The sequence below is a fragment of the Hymenobacter volaticus genome (assembly GCF_022921055.1).
In the GTDB taxonomy this organism is placed as follows: Bacteria; Bacteroidota; Bacteroidia; order Cytophagales; family Hymenobacteraceae; genus Hymenobacter; species Hymenobacter volaticus.
The window spans coordinates 501181-516919 of record NZ_CP095061.1 but is presented as its reverse complement, the minus strand read 5'-3'; the positions used below and the strand labels follow the sequence as shown (position 1 = coordinate 516919).

The 15739-nt window shown below is 50.4% G+C and carries 13 protein-coding genes and 2 pseudogenes; 7 read left to right on the top strand and 8 right to left on the bottom strand.

Annotated elements, in window-relative coordinates; genetic code table 11:
• Nucleotides 1–81: 81 nt before the first annotated feature.
• The gene (gene gldB, locus MUN86_RS02230; protein ID WP_245121192.1) at nucleotides 82–1098 is read right to left on the bottom strand and encodes a gliding motility lipoprotein GldB; all 1017 of its coding nucleotides are present in this window, start codon (nucleotides 1096–1098) and stop codon (nucleotides 82–84) included.
• A gap of 107 nt (nucleotides 1099–1205) precedes the next feature.
• On the opposite strand from gldB, the gene MUN86_RS02225 reads away from it, so the two are divergent.
• Nucleotides 1206–1877 (top strand): porin family protein, encoded by a 672-nt coding sequence (locus tag MUN86_RS02225; RefSeq protein ID WP_245121189.1) that lies wholly within the window; start codon nucleotides 1206–1208, stop codon nucleotides 1875–1877.
• Between the two features lie 93 nt (nucleotides 1878–1970).
• On the opposite strand, the gene MUN86_RS02220 is transcribed toward MUN86_RS02225, so the two are convergent.
• The 3 genes from MUN86_RS02220 to MUN86_RS02210 all read right to left on the bottom strand — a co-directional run bounded on the left by MUN86_RS02220 (nucleotide 1971) and on the right by MUN86_RS02210 (nucleotide 5280).
• Nucleotides 1971–3578 (bottom strand): Rne/Rng family ribonuclease, encoded by a 1608-nt coding sequence (locus MUN86_RS02220; protein ID WP_245121187.1) that lies wholly within the window; start codon nucleotides 3576–3578, stop codon nucleotides 1971–1973.
• Between the two features lie 409 nt (nucleotides 3579–3987).
• The gene (locus MUN86_RS02215) at nucleotides 3988–4899 is read right to left on the bottom strand and encodes a tetratricopeptide repeat protein (RefSeq protein WP_245121182.1); all 912 of its coding nucleotides are present in this window, start codon (nucleotides 4897–4899) and stop codon (nucleotides 3988–3990) included.
• A 75-nt stretch (nucleotides 4900–4974) separates the two neighbouring features.
• Nucleotides 4975–5280: an HU family DNA-binding protein gene (locus MUN86_RS02210; RefSeq protein ID WP_022825443.1), complete on the bottom strand. Its 306-nt coding sequence runs from the start codon at nucleotides 5278–5280 to the stop codon at nucleotides 4975–4977.
• 195 nt (nucleotides 5281–5475) lie between these two features.
• Between MUN86_RS02210 and MUN86_RS31585 the strand changes: the two genes are divergently transcribed.
• The 5 genes and pseudogenes from MUN86_RS31585 to recG all read left to right on the top strand — a co-directional run bounded on the left by MUN86_RS31585 (nucleotide 5476) and on the right by recG (nucleotide 10114).
• Nucleotides 5476–6141 (top strand): A/G-specific adenine glycosylase, encoded by a 666-nt coding sequence (locus MUN86_RS31585; RefSeq protein ID WP_311181774.1) that lies wholly within the window; start codon nucleotides 5476–5478, stop codon nucleotides 6139–6141.
• Nucleotides 6135–6566 (top strand): NUDIX domain-containing protein, encoded by a 432-nt coding sequence (locus MUN86_RS31580; RefSeq protein WP_311181773.1) that lies wholly within the window; start codon nucleotides 6135–6137, stop codon nucleotides 6564–6566. Before MUN86_RS31585 ends, MUN86_RS31580 begins: the two co-directional genes overlap by 7 nt.
• A gap of 82 nt (nucleotides 6567–6648) precedes the next feature.
• The gene (locus MUN86_RS02200) at nucleotides 6649–7086 is read left to right on the top strand and encodes a single-stranded DNA-binding protein (protein WP_245121179.1); all 438 of its coding nucleotides are present in this window, start codon (nucleotides 6649–6651) and stop codon (nucleotides 7084–7086) included.
• A 174-nt stretch (nucleotides 7087–7260) separates the two neighbouring features.
• The gene (gene gldD, locus MUN86_RS02195) at nucleotides 7261–7923 is read left to right on the top strand and encodes a gliding motility lipoprotein GldD (RefSeq protein ID WP_245121176.1); all 663 of its coding nucleotides are present in this window, start codon (nucleotides 7261–7263) and stop codon (nucleotides 7921–7923) included.
• A 93-nt stretch (nucleotides 7924–8016) separates the two neighbouring features.
• Nucleotides 8017–10114: pseudogene (gene recG / locus MUN86_RS02190) on the top strand (ATP-dependent DNA helicase RecG).
• A 53-nt stretch (nucleotides 10115–10167) separates the two neighbouring features.
• On the opposite strand, the gene MUN86_RS02185 reads toward recG, so the two are convergent.
• Both MUN86_RS02185 and MUN86_RS02180 read right to left on the bottom strand, forming a co-directional pair.
• The gene (locus MUN86_RS02185; RefSeq protein ID WP_245121174.1) at nucleotides 10168–10386 is read right to left on the bottom strand and encodes a hypothetical protein; all 219 of its coding nucleotides are present in this window, start codon (nucleotides 10384–10386) and stop codon (nucleotides 10168–10170) included.
• Between the two features lie 148 nt (nucleotides 10387–10534).
• Nucleotides 10535–10798 (bottom strand): hypothetical protein, encoded by a 264-nt coding sequence (locus tag MUN86_RS02180; RefSeq protein ID WP_245121171.1) that lies wholly within the window; start codon nucleotides 10796–10798, stop codon nucleotides 10535–10537.
• Nucleotides 10799–10814: 16 nt separating this feature from the next.
• On the opposite strand from MUN86_RS02180, the gene MUN86_RS02175 reads away from it, so the two are divergent.
• A complete protein-coding gene (locus MUN86_RS02175; RefSeq protein WP_245121168.1) occupies nucleotides 10815–12125 on the top strand; it encodes a hypothetical protein in 1311 nt (436 codons plus the stop codon).
• 239 nt (nucleotides 12126–12364) lie between these two features.
• Here the strand turns inward: MUN86_RS02175 and MUN86_RS02170 are convergent.
• Nucleotides 12365–13788 (bottom strand): annotated as a pseudogene (locus tag MUN86_RS02170) (Glu/Leu/Phe/Val family dehydrogenase).
• 162 nt (nucleotides 13789–13950) lie between these two features.
• Entirely contained in the window at nucleotides 13951–15738 is a 1788-nt protein-coding gene (locus MUN86_RS02165; protein ID WP_245121165.1) for an acyl-CoA dehydrogenase FadE, read from the bottom strand.
• Between the last annotated feature and the right edge of the window lies 1 nt (nucleotide 15739).

Here is a 15739-nt window from a genome sequence, read left to right as displayed (position 1 = left end):
ATTATGAGTTGCGAGGGCAGAAGAAAGTAGTCTGCATGCTGGAAGACAACATATCACCCCATTCTTCTACATAGTTATCCCCTACCGTTCTGCCCTTCGTGGCTTAGGCCGATAGCGTGAATCAGTGAGAATATGCTGCGCGTCTTTGTCGGCCATCAGCTGCGCCAATGTCACGTTCGGGTTGTTGGTCATGTACTTGCGCACAATTTGCCAGCCTAACCAAGCACCGACCCGACCCGGGCACGTTTTGTCAATTTCAGGAATATTAGGCCGCTCTCCCACGTATTTCTGAACTACAAAGGGCGTCGTAGTGTAGAGCAGCTTTTTGTCCAGAAAATGCGCCCACACCTTGCTTTCATTGAAATACACTCCGGTTAGCTCTTTGTTGGTATAGCCAATCAGTATAGAATCGGGTGTGCAAGGCAGCACTTGCTCAGCAAAGTAAAGTGACTTACCGAACTGAATCATGTCCGAAAGCATGGTCTGATTGGTCAGTTCTTTCTTGTTGTATTTGCTACTGATAGCCAACGCAGCCGTGGGCAATACATACTCGGGTCGGTACCGACGCAAGATGTAATCGGGAACGTTAGGCCGGTAACGGGCATCTGGACCTACAAAGAAATCCAAGCCTAGCACCATCAGGCTATCATTGACAAACATATCCTGACTCAGCCCCGTCACGAAAGTCTTGACAGGGGGCACCTGAAAATCCTTAAAGTTGTAGCGAATGTGCTGGAACATGCGCTGCAGCTCGCTTTTCAGTTTTTCAGATTCTTGAAAGGTACTATCGGTTTGACGGCCGAGCTGTTGCAGGCCCGCGTTGGTAGCTAAACGAGTGAGCGTGCCGGCTAGCACGTCGTCGGTAGGGAATTGCCGCCGCTGCAAAAACTGGTTGGCAAACAAAGGATGCTGCGTAATGAAGCGCTTGGCGTCGGCACTATTTTTAATTTGAAAAAATGGTTTTTCTAACCGCTCCAACTCTACCGGGGCGCTTACGTTAGCTACTTCAGGGTTAAGTTCACAGGTATTTTGGTCCCGCCTGCATGCAGCGAGCAATACTAAAACGAACCCTAATAGAGCAACAAGGATGGGACGCATATAAGTAGGATTGTAGAACACGCTTCTATCTTTGAGGCGAAAATAGCCTAAAACCAAACGCCAGACGGCCTCGCTTTAGTAAGCCATACTGTTTATTCAGATTGTCCATGAAAAAATTACTTCTAGCACTACTAACAGTGGCAGCTTCAACAGGCGCCGCTTCGGCACAAGTTGAAATCGGCCTGAAACTCTCGCCTTCTGTCACCAATCTGCGCACTGAATCGCCCTCAGCGTCCAGCTTTCAAAATGAAAGCAGCAAACTAGCCATTGGTGGAGGCCTGATAGTAGATTATTTCTTTGGCCAAAACTATGCCTTCAGCACAGGCTTGCAGTTGGTTGGTAAAGGCGGCACTATCAGCTATTTCAATGAATCCGACCAAAAACGCTATGAGCAAAAAATTGGAATTCAATACTTAGAAATACCCGTTACGGTCAAGCTCTTCACCAATGACGTGGCCACTGATACAAAGCTCTACTTTCAATTAGGTGGCTCTTTAGGTGGCGCTATTGCCGGGAAGATTGATGGAAACAAGCGCTTTACTGATCCGGTTACTGGCAATGAAAACAAGGCTCTTGATTACGTTATTCTCCCTGATGCTGCCGTATTGTTAGGTTTCGGCGCCGAATACCAGTTGGGACAAAGTACCAAGGTTTTCGCTGGTCTAAGCTACCACCGTGGCCTACTCAACATCGACAACTACTTTGAAGATGAGCGTGACCTCTCTGATGTAACGCTTAAAAACAGTGAATTTGCTCTTGATTTGGGCATCAAGTTTTAAAACGTGTTGCCTTGAAAACGGGAAAAAGCCCGCGTTGCTTCGAGCAACGCGGGCTTTTCTTCTGTCAGGAGGAGTCGTCGCAGAACGTTTCCGTTAGTCAGTTATTTCAATTTCGCGGTCTTGCAAACGGGCCATAGCAGCAGCAGCGGAGTGCAACTCAATTTCCTCACCTTGCTCGTCCTCGATACGGTAATCAGTTAGGCCGAGGCTCGTATCCTTCACTACTTTGATCCACTTGTAGTACTTCAGATACCATTTCATCTGCTTCGATACCAACCCTTTAGTATAATATGCGTGCAGGAAGGGATGCACGTACAACGTAATACCCGCCTGATTCTGCGTCACCAACAAATCTTCAATGCTATTGTCGATTTCGTCGGTTACCTGAATCGAAGCGGAAATCTTACCGGTGCCGCCACAAGTTGGGCAAGCCTCACCCGTGACGATATTTTCGGCAGGGCGCACGCGTTGCCGCGTGATTTGCAACAACCCAAACTTAGTAATCGGAAGAATGGTGTAGCGAGCCTTATCAAGCTTCATGATGCTATGAACCGCATCTTCCACCTTCTTGCGGCTCTCTGCCGACTTCATATCAATAAAGTCGACGACGATGATGCCACCCATATCGCGCAGCCGCAACTGCCGCGCTACTTCTTTGGCAGCCAGCATATTCACCATTAAAGCCGTAGCTTCTTGGTCACTTTCCTGGTTGCTCTTGTTGCCCGAGTTCACGTCAATGACGTGCAGGGCTTCTGTATGCTCTATTACCAAGTAGCCGCCGCCGGGTACCGTCACAGTTTTGCCAAACAGTGTTTTAAGCTGCTTTTCAATTCCGAGGTGCTCAAACACCTTCACTTTTCCGGTGTAGTGTTTGAGCAGCCCGATTTTATCTGGGGCAATCTGTTCTAAATACCCACGCATTTCCTCATACCGAGCCGGGGTATCCACCGTAATGGCATCAAACGACTCGTTGAGCATGTCGCGCAGCATGGAACTGGTTCGACCCAACTCACCTAGTACCTTGTCGTTTGGCTTAGCCGTACGCAAAGCGGTAAATAGCTGGTCCCACTTACTGGTCATGCTTTGCATGTCGCGGTCCAGTTCGGCCACTTCCCGCCCTTCGGCCACCGTTCGGATGATGACGCCAAAGTTGTCGGGCTTGATAGAAGCAATTAGCCGTTTTAGCCGTTCCCGCTCCGTCTTGCTCACGATTTTCTTCGAGACGCTGATGGTATTCGAAAACGGCACCAACACTAAGTAACGGCCGGCCATGGAAATATCCGTGGAGAGGCGTGGCCCTTTGGTTGATATTGGCTCTTTTACAATCTGGACCACAATCTGCTGGCCCTTCTTGAGTATATCGGCAGCCTTGCCCACCTTATCCAATGGCCCTTCCAGACCAAAAGTTTTCAGTGCGCCTACCGTAATTTTCTGCGACTGTACGCCCCGCACCCACTTGCTAAGCGAAGGAAATTGCTCGCCTAAGTCGCCGTAGTGCAGAAACGCATCCTTTTCGTACCCGATGTCAATGAACGCGGCGTTCAGACCGGGCATAACTTTCTTGACCGTGCCCAGGAAGATGTCGCCCACCGAATAATTGGTGTCGTTGCGGTCGAAATGATATTCGATGAGCCGCTTGTCCTGGAGCAGGGCAATCCGTTCTCCTTCCTGAGTAGAATTAATTATTAATTCGTTACTCAATGGATTGGGTTGTTAGGTACTCCTGATTGATGGCTCGCGGCACCCGAAACCGGTAAAGGGAAGCCGGTGCACGTAGCACCGGCTTCCCTTGCAAGCCTCGGGGAAAGCGAATAAACAGCCACTCTCGGGGATACAAAATGAGAGATAGACGATATTTTCTAGCAAGAAAACTCGCCAGCAAACCCGAAGGCTTACTTCTTCTTGTGACGGTTCTTGCGCAGACGCTTTTTCCGCTTGTGAGTGGCAATCTTATGACGCTTTCTTTTCTTACCGCAGGGCATGTTGTGATGGGTTAAATGGTTGATTGATGGTTTATTTGCCGATGGCTGATGGTAGTGTATTAGGAACCGATGTAGAGGCAAACAACCTCTCATCAATCCATAACACGCTACTATCAGCCATCAGCGGTTTACTGAAGCTTCTGAAGCTGCTCGTCCACCGCGGCCGTGAGGCCCGGGTCCGTGCTCAGACTTTTTGCCTTTTGAAAGGCAACCTTAGCGGCATCATTTGCTCCGGTTTGAGCTAAAGCAACGCCGAGGTAAAACTGTCCGTTCACATTCTCAGGATTGACCTTCGTCAGTTCCCGAAAACGCTCTACGGCTTTATCATACTGGTTGCTTTGCATAGAAAGCAGACCCAGGTTGTAAATGGCCTTCTCGTTGCGCGGGTCGGCCACTAACACTTCACGTAGCAGCACCACTCCTTGAACCGGATTTTCGCTGGCCATGAACGCCATACCCAAGTTGGTTTTAGCATCAAGATTCTCCGGATTGTTTTTCAACACTTTTCCGTAGAGTTCTTGGCACTTAGTTCCCAAAGTTTTCTGGCGCTCTTGCGTGGTTGCAAAGCTGAATGCCTCGAAATAAGCATCGGCAGCCCGCTTCCACGTTTGCTCACCTGGCCGGGCCTGCGCCACTTGCTCCAAGAAGTAACCGGCACTATCAAACTTCTCTGCTGCCTTATACTTGTCTGCCAAGTTACCAGCTATTCGAAGCTTAGCAACTGGGTCCCGCTCGGCAGTATATTGGGCAGTGAGGGCGTTGATTTCGCGGCGTTGCGCAGGAGCTACCGACATGTGTGGCTGCTCTAGCGATGGGCCGTTGGCTGTTTGTTCCTGTTCGCCAGAAGAGGCGACAGCCTTTGAGCCATTAGTATTCGGGCCACCTCCATCACGAGTAGCAGTTTTGGCGGCATCCTGCGCCAACTCCCCTTTGCCTTCCTTAGGCTTGACAATCACTTTTGGCAACAGAAATAAGCCAGCTATTAGCGCTGCGGCTACGGCCAGGAGAATAAGCTGATGCGAAAAGGTACGTTGGGCCATGTGGAAAAAGCAGGCCGCCGGGTCTCCGGACTAGGAAACCCAGCGGCGCAGCCGGCAATATTACGACAATGACGCTTAAGCGTTGGCTAGCGCTTTAATCTTCTTGCTGTTTTTGATCTTCCCAATGAAGGTCTTCGACGGCTTAAAGCTCGGGATGAAGTGTTCGTCGATGATGATCGACGTATTTTTTGAGATGTTGCGGGCGACTTTCTTCGCACGTTTCTTGTTTACGAAGCTGCCGAAGCCGCGTACGTAGATGTTGTTGCCCTCAGCCATCGAGTCCTTCACAACTTTAAAGAAGGCTTCTACGGTAGCCGAAACGTCAGCTTTCTCAATGCCAGTCTTGTCGGCAATTTCGGCGATTACTTCTGCTTTAGTCACGCTGGTAAGTGTACTATGGTGTGAAAAATATGTGCTGGGTCTATTACCCAATCCCAAACGTAAGCCCTTGCCTGGTAGGCTGTTTGCTTGCGAATTGGGGCCACAAAGGTAGTTCCCTTTTTTGGTTTTGCAATAGTAGTACCCGCTATGAAATTTATCTCCTTACTTACGTCCAACTAATTCTTTCTCAAAACATTGACTTCGTCTTCTGCTGCTGTTGCTCATCCCTACTTTTCAACTGCTCTCTTGGAATGGTACCCGCGGCACCGTCGCGACCTGCCTTGGCGTCATACCCGCGACCCTTATGCCATCTGGCTGTCCGAGGTGATTCTTCAACAAACCCGCGTTAAGCAGGGGCTTCCTTATTACCTCACATACATCAGCACGTATCCAACAGTTCAAGAGCTGGCCGCGGCTCCCGAAGATGAGGTGCTTCGCCACTGGCAAGGCCTTGGGTATTATAGTCGCGCCCGCAATATGCACCACACGGCGCAGCAAGTGGTCAACGAATACGGTGGCCGCTTTCCAGAGACGTATGCTGAACTCTTGAAACTGCGGGGAGTCGGTCAGTACACAGCAGCAGCTATTGCTTCTTTTGCTTTCGATGAGAAAGTGGCTGTGCTTGATGGCAACGTGTTTAGGGTGCTGGCCCGGGTGTTTGGCCTCACGCAAGACATTGCGGCTCCCGCCAGTCGGCGAGTTTTCCAAGTGTTAGCCGACCAGCTAATCCCTGCATCAGCCCCGCCGAATTCAACCAAGCCATTATGGAGTTTGGGGCCATCCAGTGCACGCCCATCAATCCAGATTGCTTGTTTTGTCCGTTGCAGAACCAGTGTTATGCTTTTCAGCACGGCATGGTAAACGAGTTGCCTATCAAAAGCAAGGCAAAAGCTGGCCGCACGCGCCATTTCCATTACCTCGTACTACGTCACGCAGATACAGTGTATATGCGTAAGCGCGGGCCAAAAGATATTTGGGAAGGCTTGTATGACTTTGCACTAACGGAAAAAACTGTTGCTGAACTGCCAGCCATAGAACTTCTAAATACCGTGGAGGCACTCGGTGGCCAGTTGGTCACCGATAATGCAGAAGAACCGGTGCATGCTATGCGCCACGTGCTTAGTCATCAGAAGGTGGAAGCGAAGTTTCACCCTGTGTGGCTGCGCGAGCCATTGTCGGAAGCAGCTTTACAAACATCAGGATTGGCAGCTTTTACGCTTGATCAGACAGAGCGATTACCAAAGCCGATTATAATTGCTAATTATCTTAACAAAAATTGGAAATGATTACTAATAAATTTGGTAATCAGATACTATTTTAATATCTTTAAACTTAAATACAAGCACCTAACTCTCTCATTCACACGCAATGGCAGGCATTAACAAAGTAATTTTGGTTGGCAACTTAGGCAAGGATCCTGAGGTGCGTCACCTAGAAGGTGGAAACAGTGTAGCCAATTTTACGCTGGCTACTAACGAATACTATAAAGACAAACAAGGCACTCGTGTTGAACGAACTGAATGGCATAACATAGCTGCTTGGCGAGGACTAGCCGAAATGGCCGAGAAATACCTCAAAAAAGGCCAGCAGGTGTATGTAGAAGGCAAAATTCGTACGCGGCAATACCAAGACAAGGAGAACCAGACCCGCTACATCACCGAAATCATTGCCGATGAAATCACCATGCTAGGTGGCCGCTCGCAAGCTGGCGATGGACCTGTTCAGACGAATGGTACTGCAACCGCAGTAGAGGCTGCACCGCAAACGTTCCGCCAAGAGCCTGAACTGGATCAGTTGCCTTTCTAATACGCTTTCTTAGCATCAATTTTAAGCTCTGGCATTTTGCCAGAGCTTTTTGCGTTTTAGAAGTGTTACTTAATCTTGTAGCGGACTTCGCAAAGGAGCATTTGCTTTGTGGTCTACAAACTTGCTTACTATTCAAGAGGAGTTTGAGGGACGCTTTGCTTTTCTAGGGGCTCTGTGCTCGGAGTTGTTGCTGTAAGGATAGGGTTTCGCGTTACCTTTGAGACACATATTTGCATTGCTGCCAATGCCTGCTTATCGTATTCTACTTGCCTTGTTGACCTTGCTGTTGGTGGTACCCGCCTGTTCCTCGCCGGGCTCCGACGACTATACCCCAAACCCAAGGGCTACAACCGCATCGACTTGCCGCCTCATCGCTACCAGCAGTTGGCGTCGGGTCACCCCTACACGTTCCAGTACTCGCGCTACGCAAAAGTACTGCGCGACTCTTCCTATCTAGCGCAGCCGCACTGGATCAATGTTTACTATCCGGCGCTGAAGGCTAGTGTGCAAATCACTTATTCTGACTTGAAAGGCAATCAGAAGCTGTACAACAAAATGCTGGAAGATGCCCGCAAGCTCACAAGCAAGCACGAAGTGAAGGCCACTGCTATTGATGAGAATATATTGAAAACTCCTTCTGGATTGCGCGTAGCGGTGTTCGAGTTGCAGGGGGAAGTACCTAGCCAGATGCAGTTCTACACCACGGATAGCACCAAGCACTTCTTCCGCGGGGCCTTGTATTTCCGAACGGCTACTGCCAATGATTCGCTAGCTCCAGTAATTGACTATGTCAAAAAAGATATAGTTCAACTGATTAACACGCTGAAGTATCAGTAGAAGGTCAAATTGTTGAATGGCTGAAGGATTGCAGTTGCTTCTCTTATTGGAACAACCAATCTTTTAGCCAGTGAGCCATTCTGCCATTTACCCTTGAGTAATTTCTTTCAAACCAAGATTGAATATTTGCGCGGCGTAGGGCTGCAACGAGCGCAGCTCCTCCAAAAGGAGCTGAACTTGTTCACGTACGGTGACCTGATTCAGCGTTATCCGTTCCGCTACCTCGACCGCACGCAGTTCTACAATATCTGCGACCTGCACGACGACCTTCCTTTCGTGCAGGTGAAGGGCATTCTGCGCAACCGTGAAGTGGTGGGCGAAGGCCCTAAGAAGCGCATGGTGGCTAAAGTAGCTGACGCCAGCGGTGAGCTTGATTTGGTGTGGTTCAAGGGCGTAAACTACCTGGAAAAGGTCATCAAGAACCACCAGGAATACATCGTATTCGGCAAACCCACCATGTTCAATGGGCGGCCTCAGATGGCACACCCGGAAATGGAGGAAGTAACGGAAGCGAAAGCTGGTCAAAGCTACCTACAACCGGTTTACAACACGTCGGAGAAGCTCAAGAACTACCACCGCGTTGATAGCAAGGCTATTGCCCGGATGGTGGCCGACCTGCTGAAGCTGGCACTGCCTCATATCCACGAAACACTTTCGGTGGATTTGATTCGGCAGTATGGGCTGATGGATAAGGCTACTGCTATCCAGCAAATTCACTTTCCGCAAAGCACAGAGCTACTGCAAGCCGCTCGGTTCCGGCTGAAGTTCGAAGAACTGTTTTACGTGCAGCTTAAGCTGTTGCGTCAGCGCGACCAGCGTAAGGTGGAGCTAGCCGGGCAGATATTCAAGGAAGTGCCCACGCTGGTGCATTTCTACAAGAACGTGCTGCCCTTCGATCTTACCGGTGCGCAAAAGCGGGTTATCCACGATATCTACAAAGATTTTTGCACCGGCAAACAGATGAACCGCTTGCTGCAGGGCGACGTGGGCTCGGGCAAAACCATTGTGGCCTTTATTAGCATGCTCATGGCCGCCGACAACGGTGCGCAGAGCTGCCTTATGGCCCCACCGAAATCCTAGCCGATCAACATTACATCGGGCTCAAGCAGTTTGCGGACTTACTTGGTATTAAGATCGGTAAGCTCACGGGCAGCACGCGCACCGCCGACCGCCGCGTGCTGCACGAGCAGTTGCGCTCCGGTGAGATGCATATGCTGGTGGGCACTCATGCTTTGCTCGAAGACGTGGTGCAGTTTCGGAACTTAGGCTTAACTATCATGGACGAGCAGCACCGCTTCGGAGTGGCGCAACGCTCGAAATTGTGGCAGAAGAATCCGCACATCATCCCCCACGTGCTCGTGATGACAGCCACTCCTATTCCGCGCACCTTGGCCATGACCTTGTATGGTGACCTAGATGTGTCGGTGATTGATGAGTTGCCGGCGGGTCGTAAGCCAATCGTTACCGTCCACCGCTTCGACTCCAACCGCCTCAAGGTATTCGGGTTTCTGCGCGACCAAATTAACCTCGGTCGGCAGGTCTACATCGTGTATCCGCTGATCGAGGAAAGCGAAGCCATGGCCGACTACAAGGACCTCATGGATGGCTACGAGAGTATCGCCCGAGCCTTTCCAGAGTTTCAAATTAGCATCGTACACGGTCGCATGAGCGCCGCTGAAAAAGACAGCGAAATGCAACGGTTCGTGAAGCGCGAAACGCAAATCATGGTAGCTACTACTGTAATCGAGGTTGGCGTAAACGTGCCTAATGCCTCGGTTATGGTTATTGAGAGCACCGAGCGGTTTGGGCTCTCGCAGCTACACCAGCTTCGGGGTCGTGTGGGCCGGGGTGCCGACCAGAGCTACTGCATCCTCATGTCGGGCTACAAGCTGAGCAAGGACTCGCGCACGCGGATTGAAACGATGGTGCGTACCAACAACGGCTTCGAAATTGCCGACATCGACTTGAAATTGCGCGGGCCCGGGACCTGATGGGAACCCAACAAAGCGGCGTGCTAGACTTGTTGATTGCCGATTTGGCGAAGGACGGTCGGATACTAACGGAATCGAGAGCAGCGGCACAGCAACTCATCAACGAAGACCCGGGCCTCAATCATCCCGACAATGAAAATATTCGTCGGCATATTGAGGGCCTTCCTGCTACAGCCGTGAACTGGAGCCGCATTAGTTGATGGAGGCGGAAAGCATAAAAAAAGCGACTCGTATGAGTCGCTTACTTGAACTGTTAGAAGCTCTTCGCTGAACTAGCAACCGGGCTCATTGTGTGCCACAGTCGGCTATTCTCTGTTTTGGCAGCCTGCTGATTGAAAGATACTGGCTTAACTGTAATCGGATTATCTGCTGATTCTACTTTTGCTGTGTTAAGTATTGCATCGGACTGCTTTGCCAACTTACCAACAACAATAAGAGCGAAGAGAAGCGTGAATCGAACTAAAGACTTCATAAGAGAATAGAGGAGCAGGCTATAGTGGCGTTGCGGAACAAAGTTAAGGCCAAATCTTACCTTTCAAGCAATCTTTTAGGAGAAAACAGTTCTTCTAATATTTCATAAAATTACTAAAACGCAATTTCAACGCTGTTAGAGGGATGTATCAGGCAATAAAACTTGACTTTATATAAGTTTTTATTAGCAAGATATAAACACTTTTTGCGACCTCACTTTTGCTTGGTTCACCACTAAAAACCTTGCAAATTAAATACATACCCAATACAAAGCCATTATCAGTTGCATTATGAATACGTAAACAAATGGTTATCCATAAAAGGCATTTATCCCAAATGATAGGACGCATACGCATACTCCCAGACTTAATACCTTTGTAGAATACAGTTTCCTTTTCAGCCTGTTTTTTCATTTAACCTACTTTGCTTGTGCGCTTCAACTATCTGCTAGCTGCTGGTACTATTGCCTTCACCTTGCTACTTGCTCCGACCGGGGTGTCAGCTCAGAAGGTAAAGTCGGCCCCTTTCAGTTATCTCCCCGAACGCTCCGATGACCGGTACAACCAGCGCGTATCTCGTAAAACGCTACCGCTAACCGGCGGTGGGTTTATAATTCTTGCTCACAAATCGGCTACTGAATACGCTATTGAGCGCTATGATGCAGAACTAAAGCGTCTGTGGAGCACAGCTCTACCCTTCACTGCTGAGCAAGCCGTTGAAGGTTTTACTGCTAGCAGCGGACAAGCTCTAGTAGCGGTTTATGATAAGAGCGGCGCTACCCAAAGTATTTCAGCTCAAGCCATTGACTTAAGTAATGGCCAAAAGTCTCCGCTGAAGAAGTTAACCGAAACTGGCTTGCGTGACCGGCGCCCTGGCGTGACCTTTTCGCCAGATGGCAGCAAAACGGTGGCTTGGCGCTATGTTGCTCGGAACAACCAGATTAAATCTATTAGCGCCAGCGTATTCGATGAAAAGCTAACCAAGCTCAAAGACCGTTCTTACGACTTTAGCGACCAAGGCGCGTTCTTCTCAACCACCGTTCACGTCGGCAACGACGGCGCGCAGTACGTGACGCTCGTGAGCGATGAAATGAAGAAGCTCACCGTTCGGCGCTACCGCAACGACAACAATGACATCAAGGTCATGTCGGTGTCGGTGGGGGGCACGTTTGGGGGCAAGGTGGTCAACGTGTTTGATTCTCGATTTGTGCTACAACCCGATAATGTGCTTTATGCTGCTGCTATTTGCAATGAGCGAGAAAGCGGCCTTTATCATAGCTTAAAGGTGGTAAAGTTTGATTTTTCGGGCGAAGGAGACATGAAGTTTGCTCCCGAATTCAGCTTTACGCCGGAGTACTTAGCTGAAACCAACAAAGCCACCGCCGCCACAGCCAAACGCCTAGAAGACATATACCTCACCGACTTGCTGCTTACCGACGAAAAGCAGTTGGTGGTAGTAGGTGAAAAGAAGTTCGAAGAAGGCGGTGACGATTCGCCTGGCCATACCCGTGAGCTGCACTTATTTGGCTACAATGAATTTCTGTCGCCGGCCTGGCACAGCGTTGTTGCCAAAGATCAGGTAGCACCTGCCGCCGAAGGTTTCAGCAGCATCGGCTACCGAGCCGCCGTCTATGGCTCCGACTTACAGTTGATGACTTGGGAAAAGCTGAAAGGCAAATCGGATCTGTACTTACGGCGCGTGAACTTGCAGACGGGCGTGGTACAGCCCCAAAAGGCCTAGGCTTGAACGTAGCCGCCGACCAAAACCCATCCTATGTGAAAGATTTTACGGCTTGGCTTGATGCAAAGACGCTTATTGGTGTTAGCCGGCCTAGTAAGAAATCGGCGGCCTTAATGCTGAATAAGATTGTAGTGAAGTAGTACCTTACATCAATAGAGCAACCTAAGACACCAACAAAAAGCCGTTCCAGCTAGCTGGAACGGCTTTTTGTTGATACAACTATTAGGCAAGTCATTAACTCATGGGAAGATGCCCAATGATTGATAGCTCACGCCTATTTTCTCGATGGCATTATAGAAGGCAGCCGTCCGCAGGTCATTGATGCCATCTACCTCATCCATTACCCTCCTAATAGCATGGTAAGCGGTAATCATCGTGTCTTCTAGCCCGGAATGTACAAGGTCAATTTCATCGGCACCGTGTACAATCAGTTCCCGCTCTTGGGGGTGATAGTTTTGCCAGTGGTTCGCTCAATGGTTTCTACTAGGCGCTTCATAGCCGCCTCCTCGGCTCGTTTACCCATGCGGCCGAAACGCACATTCGACAAGTTTTTCAGCCATTCGAAGTAGGACACCGTGACGCCACCAGCGTTGAGATAGAGGTCAGGAAGAATAACGATACCGCGCTCCAGCAAGATTTGCTCTGCGGCTTGTGTGGTCGGGCCGTTAGCTCCTTCAGCAATGATTTTGGCTTTGATATTAGCCGCGTTGCCTTCGTGAATTTGGTTTTCCAAGGCAGCAGGCAAAAGCACGTCGCACTCATATTCGAGCAAGTCCAGTGAATCGGCTACGTCTTGGGCTCCTTCGAAGCCACAAATGGCGCCAGTGTCCTGCCGGTGCTTGAGTACAGCGGATACATCCAACCCGTTTGGGTTGAAAATACCTCCTTCCCGCTCCGCAATACCCGTGATGATAGCCCCGGCAGCTTGGCAGAAATGGGCGGCATAGTATCCTACATTGCCTAATCCTTGCACAATGATGCGCTTACCGGCAATGCCGCTGCTCAGCCCTATTTTCTCCAGCATGAGCTGATCCATCAGCAGCTCACGAAGCCCGTAGAATACCCCAAGACCGGTAGCTTCCGTACGGCCCCGGATTCCTCCCTGCCCTACTGGCTTACCGGTTACGCAGCCTAAGGCGTTGGTGTCGCCGTATTTGAAGGTGAGATAAGTATCGGCAATCCAGGCCATTTCGCGGCTGCCGGTACCGTAGTCAGGTGCTGGCACATCCATGCCGGGCCCAATCAGGTTTTTCTTAATTAGTTCGCTGGCATAGCGGCGCGTTACCCGCTCTAGGAGTTGCTCAGAACTGGTGCGCGGATTGATTTTTACGCCTCCCTTGGCTCCACCGAACGGAACATCTACTAAGGCACACTTGAAAGTCATGAGCGTGGCCAGAGCCATTACCTCTTCCTCGTCCACATACACACTGTACCGAATGCCGCCTTTGCTAGGCAGTTTGTGGTGACTGTGCTGTACGCGGATGCCTTCAAATACCTGCACGTGCCCATCTACTTCCACCGGGAAGTTCACTTTGTAGATGCTGTTGCAGACCCGTATCTGGGCGATGATGCCAGGATCAAGCTTCGAGAAGCTGGCTGCGTGGTCATAAAACCGCAGCACGCTTTCATAAAAGTCTTTGCCCTGTACCTGTTCGTTGGCCATAATCTGTGGGATTTAGGAGTGGACGTGTGTTTGGCAAACGCATAGCACAACAATCCGTTGCACCCGAAACAACAAAGCCACCTCTGAAACCAGGGGCGGCTTTGTTTGCCTGCATACACGGCCTAAGCCGCATAATTCTAAATATCCGTCTGCAACCGTGATTTAGTAGGCATACTCGTTGGCCGCAATTAGCACGTCGGCAATGCGACGGCGCGCTTCTTTGGCGTTGTATAGGTCGGCTTTGGTGAAACGCTTGAGACCCATAGCCAGCAGACGCTGCTCGTCGCCTTCGGTCATAGTAGCAATGGCGTCCTTACCGAACTTAGTTACCTGATCTACCGTGTCGTAGAGGTACACGCGGGCAATATCTATTTGCGTCGACAAGGTTTCTTCACCTTTCACACCAACTTCTTTCTCCACGCGAAGCAAGGTGCTTTCGGCCGTATAAACCTTGATGGCCATGTCAGCGATGTTCATCAGTACCTCTTGCTCTTTCGCCAGCGAGTTCATGTACTTCTGCACCGCCGTACCAGCTATCATCAGGATAGCCTTCTTCAGCTTGGCAATCGTCTTCTTCTCGGTAGCAAACAGGCCGGTTTCGTCTTCTAAGTTGAAGTCTGGAATAGCCATCAGTTCCTGCTGTACAGCTTGAGCAGGACCCATCAGGTCAAGCTCGCCTTTCAGAGCTTTCTTCAGAATCATGTCAACGGCCAGCATGCGGTTGATTTCATTGGTGCCCTCGAAGATGCGGTTGATACGCGAATCCCGGTAAGCACGGTCCATGGGATAATCGGCCGAGAAGCCGTAGCCGCCATATACCTGCACACCTTCGTCTACCACATAGTCAAGCACTTCCGAGCCTTCTACTTTCAAGATGGCACACTCTACGGCAAACTCGCGGGCGGCACCTAGCAATGCCTCGTTGTGGCTCTGGCCTTTGCTGAGGAGTTCTTGCTCCATGCGCGCAATGTCCATACCGGCGCGGTAGATGGCCGACTCCACTGCGTAGATGCGAATAGCTTGCTGCGCCAGTTTGTGCTTGATAGCGCCAAACTTGGCAATCGGCAGTTTGAACTGCACCCGCTCGTTGGCATATTTGATGCTCAGCGTAGAAGCCATTTTGGTAGCGCCCAAACAAGCAGCGGCTAGCTTGATGCGGCCAATGTTCAGGATATTGAAAGCAATGAGGTGGCCTTTACCAATTTCACCAAGCACAGCCGACTTTGGCACTTTCACATCAGAGAGGAACACCTGACGAGTCGAAGAACCCTTGATGCCCATCTTGTGCTCCTCGTTGCCGAGGCTCAAACCCGACGTGTTGCGCTCTACAATGAAGCCAGTGAATTTGTCGCCGTCTACCTGAGCAAATACGATGAACACGTCGGCAAAACCGCCGTTCGTAATCCACATCTTCTGGCCGTTGAGCACATAATGCTCACCGTCTTCGGTGGGAATAGCTTTGGTTTTGGCACCTAGCGCATCGGAGCCCGAGCCCGGCTCAGTAAGGCAGTAAGCGCCCATCAATTCGCCGTTAGTCAGGCCGGGCAGGTACTTGTTCTTCTGCTCTTCGTTGCCGAAGTACAGAATAGGTAGCATGGCAATGCCTGTGTGAGCCGCAAAAGCAACCGGAAACGAGTGGCCACCGCCCACACCTTCCGTCACGCGCAGGGAAGTCGTGAAGTCCATATCCAGGCCACCGTATTGCTCCGGAATGCTTACCCCGAACAAGCCAAGCTGACCAGCTTTTTCCATCAGGCCGCGCATCAGGCCCTCCTCGTGGTTGTCTAGACGCTCAAGCAACGGCTGAACTTCTTTCTCCACAAAGTCCAGAGCCGTCTGGTGCATCATGTTCTGCTCTTCCGAAAAATCGGCGGGCGTGAATATGTCTTGGGCGTCGGTCTCTTTAATAATGAACTCGCCGCCTTTCACAAGCTTGTTGGTTACTTCCATG

Bases quoted from the DNA above. Each gene is read 5' to 3' on its own strand.
- MUN86_RS02185 (WP_245121174.1), bottom strand. From the start codon at position 10,386: ATGAAGTCTTTAGTTCGATTCACGCTTCTCTTCGCTCTTATTGTTGTT.
- MUN86_RS02200 (WP_245121179.1), top strand. From the start codon at position 6,649: ATGGCAGGCATTAACAAAGTAATTTTGGTTGGCAACTTAGGCAAGGAT.
- gldB (WP_245121192.1), bottom strand. From the start codon at position 1,098: ATGCGTCCCATCCTTGTTGCTCTATTAGGGTTCGTTTTAGTATTGCTC.
- MUN86_RS02225 (WP_245121189.1), top strand. From the start codon at position 1,206: ATGAAAAAATTACTTCTAGCACTACTAACAGTGGCAGCTTCAACAGGC.
- MUN86_RS02180 (WP_245121171.1), bottom strand. From the start codon at position 10,798: ATGAAAAAACAGGCTGAAAAGGAAACTGTATTCTACAAAGGTATTAAG.
- MUN86_RS02215 (WP_245121182.1), bottom strand. From the start codon at position 4,899: ATGGCCCAACGTACCTTTTCGCATCAGCTTATTCTCCTGGCCGTAGCC.
- MUN86_RS31580 (WP_311181773.1), top strand. From the start codon at position 6,135: ATGGTAAACGAGTTGCCTATCAAAAGCAAGGCAAAAGCTGGCCGCACG.
- MUN86_RS02165 (WP_245121165.1), bottom strand. From the start codon at position 15,738: ATGGAAGTAACCAACAAGCTTGTGAAAGGCGGCGAGTTCATTATTAAA.